We start from the raw sequence: 16,195 nt of genomic DNA, 5'->3' as shown, positions 1-16,195 counted from the left end.
CACGCAGATCGGTCACCTCGAAGGAGAGAGACATGAGCGGGCAGACACACGATGGGTTCACACCCACCGGAACCATTGCAAAGCCGGCGGATCGCCGCCGCGTCGTCATCGCCACCGTTGTCGGCACCACGGTGGAGTGGTACGACTTCTTCATCTACGCGTTCGCTGCGGCGACGGTGTTCGCCGCGCTGTTCTTCGAGCCGATGGGCGAGGAGTTCGCACAGATCGTGTCGTTCTTCAGCGTCGGGGTGAGCTTCCTGTTCCGCCCGCTGGGCGCCTTCCTCGCCGGCCACTTCGGCGACAAGATCGGGCGACGCCCGATGCTCGTGATCACCCTGCTGCTGATGGGCGCGGCGACCACGCTGGTCGGCGTGCTGCCCACGCATGCGCTCCTCGGCGTCTGGGCCCCCATCCTGCTGATCCTGCTGCGCGTCATCCAGGGCATCTCGGCCGGCGGCGAATGGGGCGGCGCGGTGCTGATGGCCGTGGAGCACGCCCCCAAGCACAAGCGCGGACTGTTCGGGGCATCCCCGCAGATCGGCGTGCCGATCGGCCTGCTGCTGGCATCCATGGTGCTCGCGCTGACCGAGATGATCTTCCCCGGGCCGAAGCCCGGCTCCGACGTCGCCCTGGCCGACACGCCGTTCGGGCAGTGGGGCTGGCGCATCCCGTTCCTGCTGTCGGTGGTGCTGATCGTCGTCGGCTACTGGGTGCGCCGGCGCGTGTCTGAGAGTCCGGTGTTCACCGAGATCGCCGAGCGCAAGAAGGAGACGCGGATGCCGATCGTGCAGCTGCTGCGTCACCACCTGCCGCTGGTGATCGTGGCGGCGCTCGTGTTCGCCGGCAACAACGCTGTCGGCTACATGACCACCGGCGGTTACGTGCAGCACTACGCCACCGACCCGAAGGGGCCGATCGCACTCGACACCGGGGCGGTGTTCTGGGTGGTGGCGCTCTCGGGCGTGACCTGGCTGTTCTTCACCTGGTTCGGCGGGTGGATCTCCGACAAGCTCGGTCGGCGCACGACGTACATCATCGGCTGGGTGCTGCAGCTGGTGGGCGTGTTCCTGCTGTTCTTCCTGACCAACCTCGGAACCCTCGCGTCGCTGACCGCGGCGCTGGTGATCCTCACGATCGGTCTCGGGTTCACTTACGGGCCGCAGGCCGCGCTGTACGCAGAGTTGTTCCCGGCATCCATCCGCTTCTCGGGAGTCTCGATCTCGTACGCCATCGGAGCCATCGTGGGTGGCGCATTCTCGCCGATGATCGCGCAGGCGATCTTCCAGTCGACCCGGTCGACGACGGGGATCACCTGGTATCTGGCCGGCATGACCGTGATCGGTCTGATCGCCACGCTGCTGCTGCGCGATCGCACCGGCATTCCACTGGGGCCCGAGCACGAGGAGGAGCAGGCGAAGAGTCCGATCCACGGGGCGTCGAAGGCCTAGGAGAATACAGCCAGAGAGAGAACGACACCAGCTCAGTACCCGACGACGTTCAGCGAAGGACCCGACAATGCAGTTCCACCACCACGGCTACGTCTCCCACGACCCGCGGGTGCTCCCCGCTGAGGGCACCGGTCTGGACCGTCCCGACGACCTGCCCGACGAGGTCGATGTGCTCATCGTCGGGTCCGGCCCCGCCGGCATGCTGCTGGCCGCGCAGATGTCGCAGTTCCCGAGCGTGGTCACCCGCATCATCGAGAAGCGGGATGGCCGCCTCGTGCTGGGCCAGGCCGACGGCATCCAGCCGCGCAGCGTCGAGACGTTCCAGGCATTCGGCTTTGCGCCGCGCATCGTCGCCGAGGCGTACAACATCGGCTGGATGAACTTCTGGGGCCCGACCCCGAGCATCCGGAGAACATCGTCCGCACCTCGCGCACCGAGGACTACGGGCTGAAGATCAGCGAGTTCCCGCACCTGATCGTGAACCAGGCGCGCGTGCTGGACTACTTCGCCGAGGCGGCGCTGAACGGGCCCGGACGCATCGTCCCGGACTACGGCGTGGAGTTCACCGGGCTCACCGTGCACGAGACGGGCGAGCACCCGGTCGAGGTGCGAGTGAACGATCATGGGACCGAGCGCACGATCCGGGCGAAATACGTCGCCGGCTGCGACGGCGCCCGCAGCGGCGTGCGCGAGGCCATCGGCCGCAAGCACGTCGGCGTGATGGCCGCGCACGCCTGGGGCGTGATGGATGCGCTGGTCAACACCGATTTCCCGGACTGGCGCATCAAATGCGCGATCAACGCCGAGGCGGGCAACATCCTGCACATCCCTCGCGAGGGCGGCTACCTCAGCCGGATGTACATCGATCTCGGCGAGGTCGCGGAGGGCGACAACCACCAGGTCAGAAGCACTCCGCTGGAGACCGTCATCCGCCGCGCCAACGAGATCCTGCATCCCTACGCGATCGATGTGAAGGAGGTCGCCTGGCACAGCGTCTACGAGGTCGGGCACCGGGTGACCGACGGCTTCGACGACGCGCTGGATGCCGACCGGCATCCGCGGGTCTTCCTCACCGGAGACGCCTGCCACACGCACAGCGCGAAGGCCGGCCAGGGCATGAACGTGTCGATGCAGGACGGCTTCAACCTGGGCTGGAAGCTCGGTCACGTGCTCACCGGGCGTGCGCCGCAGGAGCTGCTGTCGACCTACGCGGCCGAACGTCGTCCAGTCGCCCAGCAGCTGATCGACTTCGACCGGGAGTGGTCCAGCCTGATGGCGCGCAAGCCCGAGGAGATCTCGGACCCGCAGGATCTCGCGACCTACTACCTGGCGACGGCTGAGTTCCCCTCCGGCTTCATGACGCAGTACGGGCCTTCGATGATCATCGACGGCTCCTCCCGGCAGGAGCTCGCGGCGGGCTTCCCGCTCGGCAAGCGTTTCAAGTCCGCCGAGGTCACCCGGGTCGGCGACGGCAACGTCGTGCACCTCGGTCACCACGCGAAGGCCGACGGGCGCTGGCGGGTGTACGCCTTCGCCGACGCGGATGCAGTGAAGCTGTCGTCATGGGCCGAGTCCGTCGAGCCGCTGTTCGCCCGGTACACGCCGAAAGACGGCGACGTGGACGCGGTCTTCGACGTGAAGGCCATCTATCAGCAGCGCTTCGACGAGCGGGAGTTCACCGACGCTCCCGCACTGTTCCGGCCGCAGACCGGCCCCTACGGGCTGACGGACTGGGAGAAGATCTACTCGGCGGCGCCCACGGTCTGGTGTCACGACGACATCTTCGAGGCGCGCGAGCTCTCGCGGGACGGTGTGGTCGTCGTGGTGCGCCCCGACCAGTACGTGGCCGCGATTCTGCCGCTGGACGACGTGGACGAGCTGGCGGCGTTCTTCGAGGGGAACCTGCTGCCGGCATCCTGACACGTTCGAATCGCTCAAATTGCGCCATTCTGCCCGGATATCGCACCATTTGCGCGATTCGAAAGCGGCTGCGGCGTGACAACTGTCACGTCGACCTCGTGACATCGCCCTCCGGCGTCCGCGGCTCCGGCGTGCGACGCTGGAATCATGCAAACGACAGCAGCTCCGCAGAGGCGGACCATCCCCGCATCCACGACTCAGGGCACGACCCAGCATGACGTCGTCATCGCGCTGAGCGGCGTGCGCCAGGGCTTCGGATCGGGCGAGCGACGCGTGCAGGCCGTCGACGGCGTCGATCTGGCGATCCGCCGCGGCGAGATCGTCGCCCTGCTCGGCCCCAACGGCGCCGGAAAGACCACGACGCTCGACATCCTGCTCGGCCTCACCGAGCCCGACGAGGGCACGGTGCAGGTTCTCGGCGGCCGTCCGTCCCGCGCGACCGCCGACGGTGCGATCGCGGCGGTGCTGCAGACCGGCGGCCTGCTTTCGGACCTGACGGTCGGCGAGACGGTGAGCCTGATCGCCTCGCTGCACGGCGCGGCCGCTCTGGCTCGCGTCCCCGAGGTGCTGGCTCGCACCGACCTGGACGCCATCGCGCGCCGCAGGGTGTCGAAATGCTCAGGCGGTGAGCAGCAGCGCATCAAGTTCGCGCTCGCCCTGGTCGCCGATCCCGACATCCTCGTGCTCGACGAGCCCACCGCAGGCATGGACGTCACGGCCCGCCGGCACTTCTGGGACGTCATGCGGGCGGACGCCGATGCCGGCCGCACCATCATCTTCGCCACGCACTACCTGGAGGAGGCCGAGCAGTTCGCCCGCCGCACGGTCGTGATGAACCACGGCCGGATCGTCGCCGACGCACCCACGGCGCAGCTGCGCGCCGGACTCGGCGCCCGCACGGTCGCCGCGACCCTGCCGGACGGTGATTCCCGCATCGCCGACGACCTGCGCACCCGCAGCGACGTCGCAGAGCTTCGCGTGGACGCCGGTCGGCTCACGCTGCGTGCCGCGGACTCGGATGCCGTTGCCGCGGCCCTTCTGCAGGCCGGCGCCCGCGATCTGGAGATCGCCGCCCCCACCCTCGAAACCGCCTTCACCGCACTGACGGAGGACTGATTATGACCACCACGACCCCCACATCCGCCCCGCTCGCCCCGGCTTCCGCAGGCCGGGTCGCACAGCCCCGACGCCGCGGGATCTCGCTGACCATGCTGCGCATCGAGGGCGTGCGCCAGCTGCGCAACCCGTACACGCTGGCCTTCACCCTGGCCATGCCGGTGCTGATGTACGTGATCTTCGGCGCCAGCGCCTCCTACGGCACGATGTCGGCCGGGCACGGCAATGTGTCCTTCTACGTGATGGTCTCGATGGCCGCCTACGGAACCGCGGTGGCGATGAGCTCGCTGACCTCGCTCGCCGCCACCGAGTCGAAGCAGGGGTGGGGCCGCCAGCTGGCGATGACTCCGCTGAGCACCGTCGGGTACGCGATGACCAAGCTGATCACGGCGGTGACGTTCGCCTCGCTCGCGCTGATCGTCGTCTTCGTCGCCGGCATGATCACCGGGGCACAGGCCGACGACCTCTGGCGCTGGTTCGCCGCGGCGGGGATCATCCTCGGCCTGGGGCTGATGTTCGGGCTGTTCGGGCTGGGTGTCGGCCTGTTCTTCAACGCCGACTCGGCGGCTGCGCTCGCGTCGATCTCGATGACGTTCTTCGCCTTCTTCGGAAACGTGTTCATGCCGCTGGACGGCATCATGCTCGACGTCGCCCGCTTCACCCCGCTGTACGGCTTCGCGGCCCTGTCGCGCTGGCCGCTCACCGACGGGACCCTCACCACCGGGCAGACCGACCCGCTGTGGATGGTGCTGCTGAACGTGGCAGTCTGGGTGACCGTCTTCATCGTGCTCGTGGTCGCCGGCGTGCGCCGCTCGCGCACCCGCCAGTGACCGATCAGTAGGTTGGATTCATGACGACCCACGATGGCGACGGCACGGCGGCGGATCGGACTGCACAGCAGGACCGGCCCGCCGCCGGATCCGTGCCCGCCACCTGGATGGCACGGCCGCGCCCGGCGCGGAAGAATCACTGGGACCGCTTCGGCTGGCTGATGGCCGTGATCTGGCTGGTCTTCCTGGTGTACCCGGTGCTCGCGCTGCTGGACAGCGCGGCCCTCTCCCGTGGATCGTCATCGGCTGGACGGCGCTGGCGGTCTTCGTGCTGCTGTACGTGGTCGGCTTCATGCGCGGCGTGGCCGGTGCCGGCGGGCTGGGGCGCAGACCGGATGCCGGGCAGTGGGCGTTCTTCGGCGGACTCATCCTGTGTGCGCTGGCATCCATCCCCGCAGAGAGCGGCTCGGCACTGAGCTTTCTGCCGTTCATCATGTCGTTCGCGTCGTACGGACTCACCAGAATCGCGCATTGGGCCACCACCATCGGCGCCGTGATCGTGACCGCCCTGTGGGTCTTCCTGCTGCCGGGCGGCCTGGACTACCTCTCGATTCTGGCGATCGTCGGGCTGCTCGGCGTCGTGAACACCGTCTCGACCTGGCTGATCATCCGCTCTGCCGACGCCGAGCGGCTCAGCCTGGAACTGGCGACCAGCGAGGGACGTGAGGCGCTCGCGCGCGATGTGCACGATCTGATCGGGCATTCCCTCACCGTGGTCCGCATGAAGGCGCAGCTGGCACGCCGCCTGATCGATTCCGATCCGGAGCGCGCCCGCGCGGAGCTGGCCGACATCGAGGCGCTGGCCGCCGAGGCGATCAGCGGGGTGCGCAGCACCGTGGCGGGCGCGAGAGCCGCCTCCCTCACCGAGCAGCTCGCAGCGAGCACCGACGCGTTGCGGTCGGCGGGCATCAGTCCGGTCGTGGACGGCGAGCCGGGGTGCTCTCCCCGGCGCAGGGGCTGACCGCGAGCTGGATTCTGCGTGAGGCGACCACCAACATCCTGCGCCACGCCGAGGCGTCCACTGTGGCGGTCTCGCTGCGACCGGGTCTGCTGGCCGTGCAGGACGACGGGTGCGGCGCCGGCGACGCGGAGGGCAACGGCGTTCGCGGGATGCGCGAGCGCGCCGCGGCCGCGGGCGCCCACTTCCGGTTGACGAGCCCATCAGGGGGCGGCACGCGGGTGGAGGTGACGTGGTGAGCATCCGGATCGTGATCGCCGACGACCAGGCGCTCGTGCGCGGCGCGCTCGCCGCACTGCTCGCACTGGAGGATGACATCGAGGTCGCCGGGGTGGCGGCCGACGGCGCCGAAGCGGTGCGACTGGTGCAGGAGCTGACCCCCGACGTCTGCCTGATGGACATCCAGATGCCGGATCTGGACGGCATCGAGGCGACTCGCCGGCTGCGGCAGGCGAGCCCTGGCACGCGGGTGCTGGTCGTGACGACGTTCGCCCGGCCCGGCTACCTGCGTTCGGCCCTGGATGCCGGCGCGGCCGGCTTCATGGCGAAGGACGCCCCCGCCGAGGAGCTCGCGGATGCCGTGCGCCGGGTGCACTCGGGACTGCGGGTGGTCGACTCGGCCCTCGCCGAGGAGAGCCTGTTCGAGGGAGCCAACCCGCTCAGCGAGCGCGAGCGGCAGGTGCTGAGGCTTGCGGTGGACGGGCGCTCGGCCGCGGCCATCGCATCCGAGGTCTTCCTCTCGGCCGGGACGGTGCGCAACCATCTGTCGGCGGTCATCGGCAAGACCGGCGCCGCGAATCGGGCGCAGGCGGTGCGGATCGCGCAGGACAAGGGCTGGATCTGACCGGTCACGGCAGCACAGCCCCTTTTGTGCGGGACGTCTCGGGAATACCGTGTGCGTGGCGGGTGCTGTGCCTTGAGCGCGTGCTGCTGCACGGTGAGGGACAGACGGAGGTGGGTGCATGGAAGGTCTGGAGATCACGGTCCTGCTGGGACTGACGATTCTGATCGGGACGATGCTGGCGCCCCGGGTGCGCGTCGCGCTGCCGTTGGTGCTGGTCGTCTTCGGGCTGCTGCTGGGTTTCGTGCCTGCGCTGCGCGAGGTGCAACTGCCGCCCGAGACGGTGCTGCTGCTGTTCCTGCCGGTGATGCTGTTCTGGGAGAGCCTGACCACCTCACTGCGTTCGATCCGGCGCGACTTCCGCTACATCCTGCCGATGAGCACGCTGCTGGTGGTCGCCTCCGCCTTCGCCGTGGCAGGGGTGGCCGTGCTGTTCGGCCTGCCCTGGGAGATCGCCCTGATCCTGGGGGCTGCCGTGGCCCCGCCCGACGCCACGGCCGTCGCGGCGCTGGGAAGGCTGCTGCCGCGGCGCAGCTTTATGAAGCTGAAGGCCGAGAGCCTGACGAACGACGGCACCGCGCTCGTGCTGTACGCGATCGCCGTGTCGCTCGCCGTCGGCGGCCAGGTCACGCCGCTCATGGTCACGTGGACGGTCATCGTCTCGTATCTCGGGGGCATCGCCGTCGGCGTGGTGGTGGCCGCTGCCGCGTGGCTGCTGCTGCGTCGGGTGCGGGCGACGATGACGATCAACGTGACGATGCTGCTGCTGCCGTTCACGGCGTTCATGATCGCCGAGCTGATCCAGGCGTCCGGTGTGCTCGCCGTCGTGGTCGCCGGTCTCATCGCCTCCTACCTGAACTCCCGGGTCACCACCGCCGCGTCGCGGCGTCAGGCCGAGGCGGCCTGGCCGTTCGGGGTCTTCCTGCTCAACGGCGCACTGTTCGTGCTGATCGGGCTCGAAGTGCAGTGGGTCGTGCATCAGACCTCGCTGCAGACCATCGGCTGGCTCACGCTCGCCACGGTCGCCGTCTGGGCGACGCTGCTGGTGGTGCGCTTTCTGTTCCAGCTGCTCGCCATGCCGTTCCAGCGGATCGGCGGCGGACCCGCGCACCCACCGGGGCTGCACATCAGGATGCAGATCGTCACCACCGTCGCGGGCATGCGTGGCGCGGTCTCGCTCGCCATCGCGCTGTCGGTGCCACTGGCCACCCCCGGCGGCGTGCGCCTGGAGGGCCGGGACGACATCGTCTTCGTCACGGCGGGAGTGATCCTGCTCAGTCTTCTCGTGCAGGGTCCGCTGCTCCCGGCCGTCGTCCGCTGGGCGCGGTACCCCGAGGATCACGGCGAGGACGAGGAGTTCGAGCTCGCCGAGCGTGCGATCTCGGGCGCGGCGATGGCGGCACTCGATGCGCTCGCCGCCGAGCACGGAATCAGCGATGAGGTGCGCGATCGGGTGCGTCGCGACGGCTACGAGATGCTCGAACTCGCCAACGCCAGGGCGATGGCCCGGGAGCGGGTGCTCATCGACGCCGAGGTGGGGGCCATGGAGGATCTGCTGGACTCACCGGATCCGCTCGCCGGCGGTGCAGCGGAGCCGAGCAGCGCTCCGGCGGTCGCCGAGGGCACGACGCTGCAGATGGTCGCGACCTCGGCGGATGTCGATCTCGAGCAGCGTTCGCCGCTGATCCGTCACGATGAGTTCTCGCGGCTGAAGCTCGCGATGCTCGAGCAGAAGCGTGCGGTGCTCGGCAGCCTGCGCCGGTCGGGAGCGATCGACGATCTGGTGGTGTCCCGGATCTCTGCGCGTCTCGACCTCGATCAGATCCGCCTGGAGGGCATCGAGCAGCTCGACTGAGCAGCCCACCCGAGTCCTTTCGTGTGCTCCGGGCTCTGATGCTCACGCGCCGGGGCTGTGGCGTTCGGCGAGGAGCAGCTGGACGCCGTCGAGGATTCGATCGATGCCGAAGCGGAGGGCGCTGTCCTGAGCTCCCTCCTCGGCGCTCTCCGCGAAGGCGGCGGCGGTGTGCGGGAACTCCTGTGCGTGCGTGCGGAGGATGGGTGCGAGTCCGCGGGCCAGCTCCGCCTCGGATGCCGCGTCCTGTCCCTCGCGACGTGCGAGCGACATCACGTGTCCGACCAGCAGGGTCAGCACGTCGAGCTTCTCGCCCCCGCGCAGCGGAAGGCCGGACATCGCCGCCAGCGCCTTTTCGAACCAGGCGAGCTCGGAGGGGCCGGGGAGGTGAGGTCGCTGGCTGAGCTCGACCGTCCACGGCTTCGACAGCACACGCCGGTGCAACCCGTCTGCCCACTGTGCGAGCGCGGGTCGCCAGTCATCGCCGGGGAGGGGCCCGGGGACGCCGAGCGCCCGGTCGAGCATCACGGCATCCAGTTCCGTGCGACCGGGCAGATAGCGGTACAGCGCCATCTTCGTGGTGCCGAGGTGCGAGGCGACCCGTTGCATGGTCACCGCCTCGAGCCCGTGTTCATCGGCGAGGGCGATCGCCGTCTCGGCGATCGCGTCGAGGGTGAATCGGGGCTTCGGCCCGCGTTTCGACGGTGCCGGGGGCGTCCAGAGCAGGTCAGTCGCATCGTCCATGGAAACTCCTGAAAGTAATTGCGTCCAGTGTACGCGATTATGTATTGTGTCTCAAAGACGCAATTAATTGATCGAAGGAGTCACCATGAAGGTTCTGATCTCAGGGGCGAGCATCGCGGGCCCCGCACTCGCACGCTGGCTGGGACGCAACGGGTTCGACGTGACCATCGTCGAGAAGGCGCCGGCCCTGCGACCCGGCGGACAGGCAGTGGATTTCAAGGGGCGCACGCACCGTGACGTGCTCGAGCGGATGGGCATCCTCGACGACGTGCACGCGCGGCAGACCGCGAAGACCGACTGGCGGCTGGTCGACGAGGACGATCGGGTGAAGGCCACCGTGCCGGGAGAGTTCATCGGCGGTGACGTCGAGATCCTGCGAGGAGATCTCGCCGGCATCCTGCACGAGCAGTCGCGGGCCGACGCCGAGTACGTCTTCGACGACGAGATCGTCGCCCTCGCCGAGTCGGGTTCGGGTGTCGACGTGTCCTTCGCCACCCGGCCGAGTGAGCGGTTCGATCTGGTGATCGGTGCGGACGGCGTGCACTCCGCCGTGCGGCGACTCGCGTTCGGGCCCGAGGACCGATTCATTCAGTCACGCGGATACTGCTACGCCGTGGCCAGCGGCGAGATGCCGCTCGACGGCCTGGAACGGCAGCTGCCCGACGGGAGAGCGATCGCCTACGGCTACAACGAGCCGGGGCGGCTGGCGCTGCTCGGCGGGCAGAAGGCGCCGAGCCTGTTCGTCTTCCGCGCCGATGGGGGCGACTATGATCGGCGCGACGTCGGCTCGCAGCGTGCCCTGCTCGAATCGGCGTTCGCCGGATCCGGGTGGCGGGTGCCGCAGGCGATCGCAGCAGGTCGCGACGCGGACGACTTCTACCTGGATGTGCTGGCGCGCACGACCATGACCTCGTTCACCCGGGGGCGGGTCGCGCTCGTCGGCGATGCCGGGTTCGTCAACACCCTGGGTGGATTCGGCACCGGTCTGGCGCTGATTGGCGCCTATGTGCTGGCCGGTGAGCTGATCGCCGCCCGAGGAGACCACGTCGCGGGGTTCGCGGCGTACGACCGGCGGATGTGGAAGCCGACGAAGATCGCCCGGTCCGGCAATGTGGGTCCATTCCTCGCACCGCCCTCCCGCTGGCGCATCCGCACCCGCGACTGGACCTTCTCGAACCCCGTGATGTACCGCTCGATGATGTGGCTCACCGACACGTTCGCCACCGACGACAGCATCCCCGACTACCGCATGCGGTGACTCAGGAGTTCACGCGGATGATCTCTTGCTGATACGGGGCGATGACCCGACCCGAGATGCGCAGATCGAGCACGAGGAAGCGACGGCTCTCCGCCGGCTCGGCGGCCCAGGTGCGCAGCCGCTCGAGGTCGTCGAGCGTGCGCACCACCACGCCCTCCGCGCCCACCGCGGCGCTGAAGGCGGCGAAGTCGACCTCGGGGATCAGCATCGGAGCCTCGGCGAGCCCCTTCAGTCCGTACAGATTCACCTCGGCGCCGTAGGCGGCATCGTTCCAGATCACGGCCATACCGTGGCCGCCGGCCGCGCGCACCGCGGATTCCAGGTCGGCGACGGCCATCAGGCCGCCGCCGTCTCCGGAGGTGAGTACGACGGTCGCCTCCGGACGCGCCCGAGTGGCCCCGACCACGCTCGGCCACCCCTGCCCGATCGACTGGAAGGCGGTGCCCACCATCATCATGCGGTCGGGCGATGCGACCGGCCAGTACATGTTCGCCCAGCCGATGAAGTGGCCGCCGTCCGAGACGACCACGCGATCCTCGGGCAGCAGCTCGGCGATCCGCTGCGCCGCGGCACGCGGATCCAGCCGCCCGTCGGCAGCGAGCTCGTCGGCATCGTCGTACCGTCGCGCAGCCGCGACGTCGACGGATGCGCGCCAGCCACCGGTCACAATCCCGGAGAGCTCCCCGTCGGCGGTGCTCCCGGTCGGACTGTCGGCGCCTTCGCGGTCAGAATCCTGGGAGTCGTGTCGGCCGGAGGTGAGGAGCTCGACGAGGCGCTCCGCGGCGACGCGGGCGTTGGCGCGGACGAAGCCTCCGACGTGCGCGTGCGTCGCGGCGGGGGACACGTCGATCTGGAAGATGCGGGTGCCGGGCGCGAACAGTTCGCCGAAGCGCATCGTGAACTGGTTCAGGGCGGCACCGAACACCACGGCGACATCGGCCTCGCGGATGAGCGCCATCGCGCCGTCTGCGCCGAAGCCGCCCGCCACACCCAGGTCGTAGCGGGTGTCGGGGAACACGCCGCGGCCGAGTGCGGTGGATGCCGTCAGCGCACCCGTCGCATCCGCGAGCGCGCCCAGCGCCTCGCTCGCACCGGCCAGCCAGGCCCCGCGGCCGGCCAGCAGGAACGGACGTTCGGCACTGCGCAGCGCGTCGGCGATCTCGTCCAGCATCCCCTCGGCGAACTCGCCGCGCGGGCTCGGTGGCGCCGGGATGCGTGGGGCGGGCGCCTCGGGGACCGGCCCCGCCTCGAGGGCGGCGACGTCGTACGGGATCGCGAGGACCACGGGCGTGCGGTAGGTGAGGGCGTGCTCCACAGCGATCACCGTCGTCGCCGCGGCGTCGGCGCGTCCGGTGGTGTACGTGCGCGCACCGACGGCGGATGCCAGGGCGATCTGGTCCACGTCCCATGGACGCGGGCCCGATGTCGGCTCGTCGCCGACCACGAGCACCAGCGGCACGTGCGCCTGCACGGCCTCGGCGAGGGCGGTGATCGTGTTCGTGAAGCCGGCACCGTAGGTCGAGGTGGCGGCGGCGATCCGGCCGGAGGCGCGATAGTGCGCGTCGGCGGCGACCACGGCGCCCTGCTCATGACGGACCGCGGTGAACACGGCATCCGTCTGGGACTCGATGGCGTCGAGGAAGTAGGCGTTGCCGTTCCCCATCACACCGAAGACGTGGTCGACGTGCTGGGCGAGGGTGAGGGCGACGTGGGCGGAGACGGTGGGCATGCGAAAGGCCTTTCGACACGGGAACGGATGGGGTCCGTATGTGTCTCGCCGCTCACGCATCGGCGCGGAGTGCTTCGTGCCCCTTTTTCGGGCACCGGCCGTGGCCGGACGACTCGATTCTATCGGTGACGGGTCAGGAGCGCGCGGTCGCGACCGGTGTCAGCTCGACGGTAGAGCTGCGGAGGTCGTCGAGACGGATCGCGGTGACGGCCTCGGCCGGAAGGGGCGCCCAGCCCTCGCCGGCGACGCCGGTGGAGCCGACCATGATGGTGCCGTCGGCGCTCTCGCGCCGGCGCAGCGCGAAGTAGTCCTCGTTGTGCTCGCTGGGCAGCAGCTCGGCCATGGGGGCGAGGCGCTCCAGATCGTGATCGGTGAGGATGCTGGTGGCGCTGGCGTGCACGACGACGAGGTGCTCGCGATCGAGGATCAGCGCGTTGAGGCTGGCCAGCGGGAACAGCTCGCGCAGTCGGCGTGCGACGTGGACGGTGGCGTCGGGCAGGGGAGACCCAGCCCGAGCTGCTCGCGGATGAGCGCGAAGTACATCTCGCTGTCGGTCGTGCCGGTGAGCTGTGCGACGCTCTCGGGGAGAGCAGGGTGCGCAGCGTGTCGAGCGGTTTGATGGTGCCGTTGTGCGCGAAGGCGATGCCGTCGGCCTGGAAAGGATGCGCATTGTGCTCATTCACCGGCAGGCCGGCCGTCGCCCAGCGCAGGTGCACCATCGCCGCCCGGCCGGGCGTGGTCAATGCCGCGTCGAACCCGGGGTCCGAGATCGCCGAGCCGGGCGATCGGACCACGATGGGCGGCGTGCCGGGTGCGCGCACTCCCGCCCAGCCCCAGCCGTCGCCGTGCAGGCGCGCCAGTGACAGCATGCTCGCGCGTCCTTCGACCCCGAGGGCGCCGCGCGCGGTGGCAGGTTCGGGGGAGACGAAGGCGAACAGACGGCACATGGGGAACCTCGGGTGGTGGACGGATGCAGAGACGTAGCGCGCTCCTCCTTCGTTTCTACCCCATGCAGGTCGTCGCCCGCGGTCAGTGGCCGGTGAACTCGGGCGTGCGCTTCTGCTGGAAGGCGGCGAAGCCCTCGCGGTAGTCGTCCGTGTCGCAGAGGGCGGCCTGTGCGGCGTTCTCGATCTCGACCGCCTCCCACAGCGCGAGACGCTCGTCCCGGATGCGGGCGATGAGCTGCTTGCTGGCCAGGAACGCCGCGGTGGCGCCCCGGGACGCCGCTGCGGCGGCATCCGTCGTCGCCGGCACGACCTCGTCATCGGGGAGAACGCGGGAGAAGAGACCGGATGCCACCGCCTCGGAGCCTGACATCAGGCGGCCCGTATAGATCAGGTCGAGGGTGCGGTGCGCGCCGAGCCTGTCCAGGAACAGTGCGTGACCGCCGGAGTCCAGCGTCGCGCCGAGGGCGGCGAACGGGGAGCCGATCTTCGCGGATTCGGCGACGTACACGACATCCGTGGCGATGAGCAGCCCGAGCCCCACGCCCAGGCAGGCACCGTGCGCGACCGCGAACGTCGGTGCCGGGAACGCCGCCAGCTTCTTCAGCAGCGGGGTGACGATCCCGCCCAGATACCCGATCACGTCGTCGTCGCGCGGGTCGACGCCGGAGATGTCGCGCCCGGCGCAGAACGCACGGCCCTCGCCCCGAAGCAGGAGGGCACGCACGCCGGCACGCTCGGCCTCGTCGTAGGCGGCGCCGAGATCGTGCAGGGCCTGCTCGTCGAGGGAGTTGAGCTTGGCGGGGGCGTTCAGCGTGATGTGGGCGACGTCGGATGCGATGTCGAGGTCGATCATGGTGCTCCTCCGGAGAACGAGGTCAGACGTCGTAGTCGACCACGATGCGGTCGCTGGTGGGGTGGGACTGGCAGGTGAGCACATAGCCGCGCTCGAGCTCGTCGGGCTCGAGCGCGTAGTTCTCGGTCATCGTCACGCTGCCCTCGAGCACGCGGGCGCGGCAGGTGCCGCACACGCCTCCCGAGCAGGCGAAAGGTGCGTCCGGGCGCACCCGCAGGGCGGCGTTCAGCACGGACTCGTGCGCGTCGACCGGACTCTCGACGGTCGATGAGACGCCGTCGAGGTTGATCTCGATCCGGTAGGCCTTCTCGCCCTGGCGCACCTCCACCCGGCGCGGGCCGCGCTCTGCAGGCGCATCCCCGGTGGTGAACAGCTCGAAGCGGATGTGCTCGCGCGGCACGCCGACCTCTGCCAGCACCTCGCGGCACAGGTCGACCAGGGCGAACGGCCCGCACAGGAACCACTCGTCGACCGTGGCGGGCAGGATCAGCGAGTCGAGGATCGTGCGCAGCCGCTCCTCATCGATGCGACCCGACAGCACGGGAGCGGTGCGCTGCTCGCGGGAGAGCACATGATGCAGCACCAGGCGGGTGGGGTAGCGGTCCTTCAGATCGGCGAGATCCTCGAGGAACATCACGTCTCTGGTCGACCGGTTGGTGTACAGCAGCGTGAACCGGGTGGTGTTGGATGCCGTGAGCAGATCCCGCGCGAGTGCCATCATCGGCGTGATGCCCGAGCCCGCCGCGATGCCGACGACGTGCGCGCCGTCGAGCTCGGCGAGACCGGAGGTGAACGTGCCCTGCGGGCTCATCACATCGATCTCGAACCCCGGAGTCAGCTGCGTCTGCGCCCACGTGGAGAACAGGCCGCCCTCATCGCGCTTGACGGCCACGCTCAGGGTCGCACCGCCGCCCGTTGTGGGCGTCGGCGGACGGCACAGCGAGTACGAACGGCGCACTTCGGCGCCTTCCAGGTGCACGCGCAGTGCGACGTACTGTCCCGGCAGGTAGTCGTAATCGTCGGCGAGGTCTGCCGGCACCGCGAAGGTGACCTCGACGGCGTCGTCGGTGAGGTGGCGTACCTCCGACACGGTCAGGGTGTGGAAACGCGCGCGCTGACGCTCGCGGACTCGACCGCGCGTCGTGACGGCGTCGGCGGATCGGGCATCCGGCAGCCGGAACAGCGACATCAGATCACCTTGAAGTGGTCGAAGGGCTCCTGGCACGCGCGGCACTCGTAGAGGGCCTTGCAGGAGGTGGAGCCGAAGCGGGAGACCTCGCGGGTGTCCAGCGAGCCGCATTGCGGGCATCGCACGCTCAGCGCGAGCCGAATCGGGCCCTGCCGGTGTGCGGCGCGGCCGGACGGCGGCGCGATGCCGTACTCCACCAGCTTGCGCTTGCCGTCTTCGCTCATCCAGTCGGTGGTCCACGCGGGGGAGAGCACGAGGCGCACCTCGACGTCCTCGAAACCATCGGCGGTGAGGGCGAGGACGATGTCGTCGCGGATCGCGTCCATGGCGGGGCATCCGCTGTACGTCGGCGTGATGTCGACGGCGATGCGACCATCGGCATCCGCTCTCACGTCGCGCAGCACGCCGAGGTCCTCGATGGTGAGCACGGGGATCTCGGGGTCGGCCACGCGTGCAGCGATCTCGCGCGCACGGGTCGCGAGTGTGTCGACGGACTGTGCGGTCATGGCG

Annotated in this window: 16 protein-coding genes and 1 pseudogene; 11 read left to right on the top strand and 6 right to left on the bottom strand. The window is 69.7% G+C overall.

Translation table 11 applies throughout. The features are described 5' to 3' along the window. Positions 1-32 precede the first annotated feature (32 nt). The 8 genes and pseudogenes from QUE33_RS07840 (at position 33) to QUE33_RS07805 (ending at position 8,968) form a co-directional block, all read left to right on the top strand. The gene (locus tag QUE33_RS07840) at positions 33-1,448 is read left to right on the top strand and encodes an MFS transporter (RefSeq protein ID WP_286302937.1); all 1,416 of its coding nucleotides are present in this window, start codon (positions 33-35) and stop codon (positions 1,446-1,448) included. 67 nt (positions 1,449-1,515) lie between these two features. Beyond that, positions 1,516-3,368: pseudogene (locus tag QUE33_RS07835) on the top strand (FAD-dependent monooxygenase). A 147-nt stretch (positions 3,369-3,515) separates the two neighbouring features. After that, positions 3,516-4,484: an ABC transporter ATP-binding protein gene (locus QUE33_RS07830; RefSeq protein ID WP_286302935.1), complete on the top strand. Its 969-nt coding sequence runs from the start codon at positions 3,516-3,518 to the stop codon at positions 4,482-4,484. Positions 4,485-4,486: 2 nt separating this feature from the next. Next, positions 4,487-5,314: an ABC transporter permease gene (locus tag QUE33_RS07825; protein ID WP_286302933.1), complete on the top strand. Its 828-nt coding sequence runs from the start codon at positions 4,487-4,489 to the stop codon at positions 5,312-5,314. Positions 5,315-5,582: 268 nt separating this feature from the next. Next, entirely contained in the window at positions 5,583-6,275 is a 693-nt protein-coding gene (locus QUE33_RS07820) for a sensor histidine kinase (RefSeq protein WP_286302932.1), read from the top strand. Continuing rightward, complete coding sequence (locus QUE33_RS07815; protein WP_286302931.1) at positions 6,251-6,511, top strand: sensor histidine kinase; 261 nt, start codon at positions 6,251-6,253, stop codon at positions 6,509-6,511. Before QUE33_RS07820 ends, QUE33_RS07815 begins: the two co-directional genes overlap by 25 nt. Beyond that, positions 6,508-7,116, top strand: a complete 609-nt coding sequence (locus tag QUE33_RS07810) for a response regulator transcription factor (protein ID WP_286302930.1) — start codon at positions 6,508-6,510, stop codon at positions 7,114-7,116. Before QUE33_RS07815 ends, QUE33_RS07810 begins: the two co-directional genes overlap by 4 nt. Before the next feature lie 118 nt (positions 7,117-7,234). Next, the gene (locus QUE33_RS07805) at positions 7,235-8,968 is read left to right on the top strand and encodes a Na+/H+ antiporter (RefSeq protein ID WP_286302928.1); all 1,734 of its coding nucleotides are present in this window, start codon (positions 7,235-7,237) and stop codon (positions 8,966-8,968) included. A 42-nt stretch (positions 8,969-9,010) separates the two neighbouring features. On the opposite strand, the gene QUE33_RS07800 is transcribed toward QUE33_RS07805, so the two are convergent. Further along, a complete protein-coding gene (locus tag QUE33_RS07800; RefSeq protein ID WP_286302927.1) occupies positions 9,011-9,709 on the bottom strand; it encodes a TetR/AcrR family transcriptional regulator in 699 nt (232 codons plus the stop codon). A gap of 85 nt (positions 9,710-9,794) precedes the next feature. Between QUE33_RS07800 and QUE33_RS07795 the strand changes: the two genes are divergently transcribed. Further along, entirely contained in the window at positions 9,795-10,967 is a 1,173-nt protein-coding gene (locus QUE33_RS07795; protein WP_286302925.1) for an FAD-dependent monooxygenase, read from the top strand. Between the two features lies 1 nt (position 10,968). On the opposite strand, the gene QUE33_RS07790 is transcribed toward QUE33_RS07795, so the two are convergent. Together QUE33_RS07790 and QUE33_RS07785 are read right to left on the bottom strand one after the other, a co-directional pair. Continuing rightward, positions 10,969-12,696, bottom strand: coding sequence for a thiamine pyrophosphate-binding protein (locus QUE33_RS07790; RefSeq protein WP_286302924.1), 1,728 nt, complete (start codon positions 12,694-12,696; stop codon positions 10,969-10,971). A 133-nt stretch (positions 12,697-12,829) separates the two neighbouring features. After that, positions 12,830-13,096 carry a hypothetical protein gene (locus QUE33_RS07785; RefSeq protein WP_286302923.1) on the bottom strand — a complete coding sequence of 89 codons (267 nt, stop codon included), beginning with the start codon at positions 13,094-13,096 and terminating at the stop codon, positions 12,830-12,832. Between QUE33_RS07785 and QUE33_RS07780 the strand changes: the two genes are divergently transcribed. Together QUE33_RS07780 and QUE33_RS07775 are read left to right on the top strand one after the other, a co-directional pair. Next, positions 13,091-13,315, top strand: a complete 225-nt coding sequence (locus QUE33_RS07780) for a hypothetical protein (RefSeq protein WP_286302922.1) — start codon at positions 13,091-13,093, stop codon at positions 13,313-13,315. The two genes, QUE33_RS07785 and QUE33_RS07780, sit on opposite strands and share 6 nt — an antisense overlap. 50 nt (positions 13,316-13,365) lie before the next feature. Continuing rightward, positions 13,366-13,680, top strand: coding sequence for a hypothetical protein (locus tag QUE33_RS07775; RefSeq protein ID WP_286302921.1), 315 nt, complete (start codon positions 13,366-13,368; stop codon positions 13,678-13,680). 45 nt (positions 13,681-13,725) lie between these two features. Here QUE33_RS07775 and QUE33_RS07770 read toward each other — a convergent pair whose 3' ends face one another. Genes QUE33_RS07770 through paaD form a run of 3 tightly spaced genes read right to left on the bottom strand, consistent with a single transcriptional unit; the run spans position 13,726 to position 16,191 of the window. After that, positions 13,726-14,496 (bottom strand): enoyl-CoA hydratase/isomerase family protein, encoded by a 771-nt coding sequence (locus tag QUE33_RS07770; protein WP_286302920.1) that lies wholly within the window; start codon positions 14,494-14,496, stop codon positions 13,726-13,728. 22 nt (positions 14,497-14,518) lie between these two features. Beyond that, positions 14,519-15,685: a 1,2-phenylacetyl-CoA epoxidase subunit PaaE gene (paaE, locus tag QUE33_RS07765; RefSeq protein WP_286302918.1), complete on the bottom strand. Its 1,167-nt coding sequence runs from the start codon at positions 15,683-15,685 to the stop codon at positions 14,519-14,521. Further along, complete coding sequence (gene paaD, locus QUE33_RS07760) at positions 15,685-16,191, bottom strand: 1,2-phenylacetyl-CoA epoxidase subunit PaaD (protein ID WP_286302916.1); 507 nt, start codon at positions 16,189-16,191, stop codon at positions 15,685-15,687. The genes paaE and paaD overlap by 1 nt, the downstream gene beginning before the upstream one ends. Between the last annotated feature and the right edge of the window lie 4 nt (positions 16,192-16,195).

The organism is Microbacterium suwonense, from assembly GCF_030296555.1.
Taxonomy (GTDB): domain Bacteria; phylum Actinomycetota; class Actinomycetes; order Actinomycetales; family Microbacteriaceae; genus Microbacterium; species Microbacterium suwonense.
The sequence above is the reverse complement of the archived record's forward strand: the minus strand, read 5'-3'. Positions and strand labels throughout refer to the sequence as shown.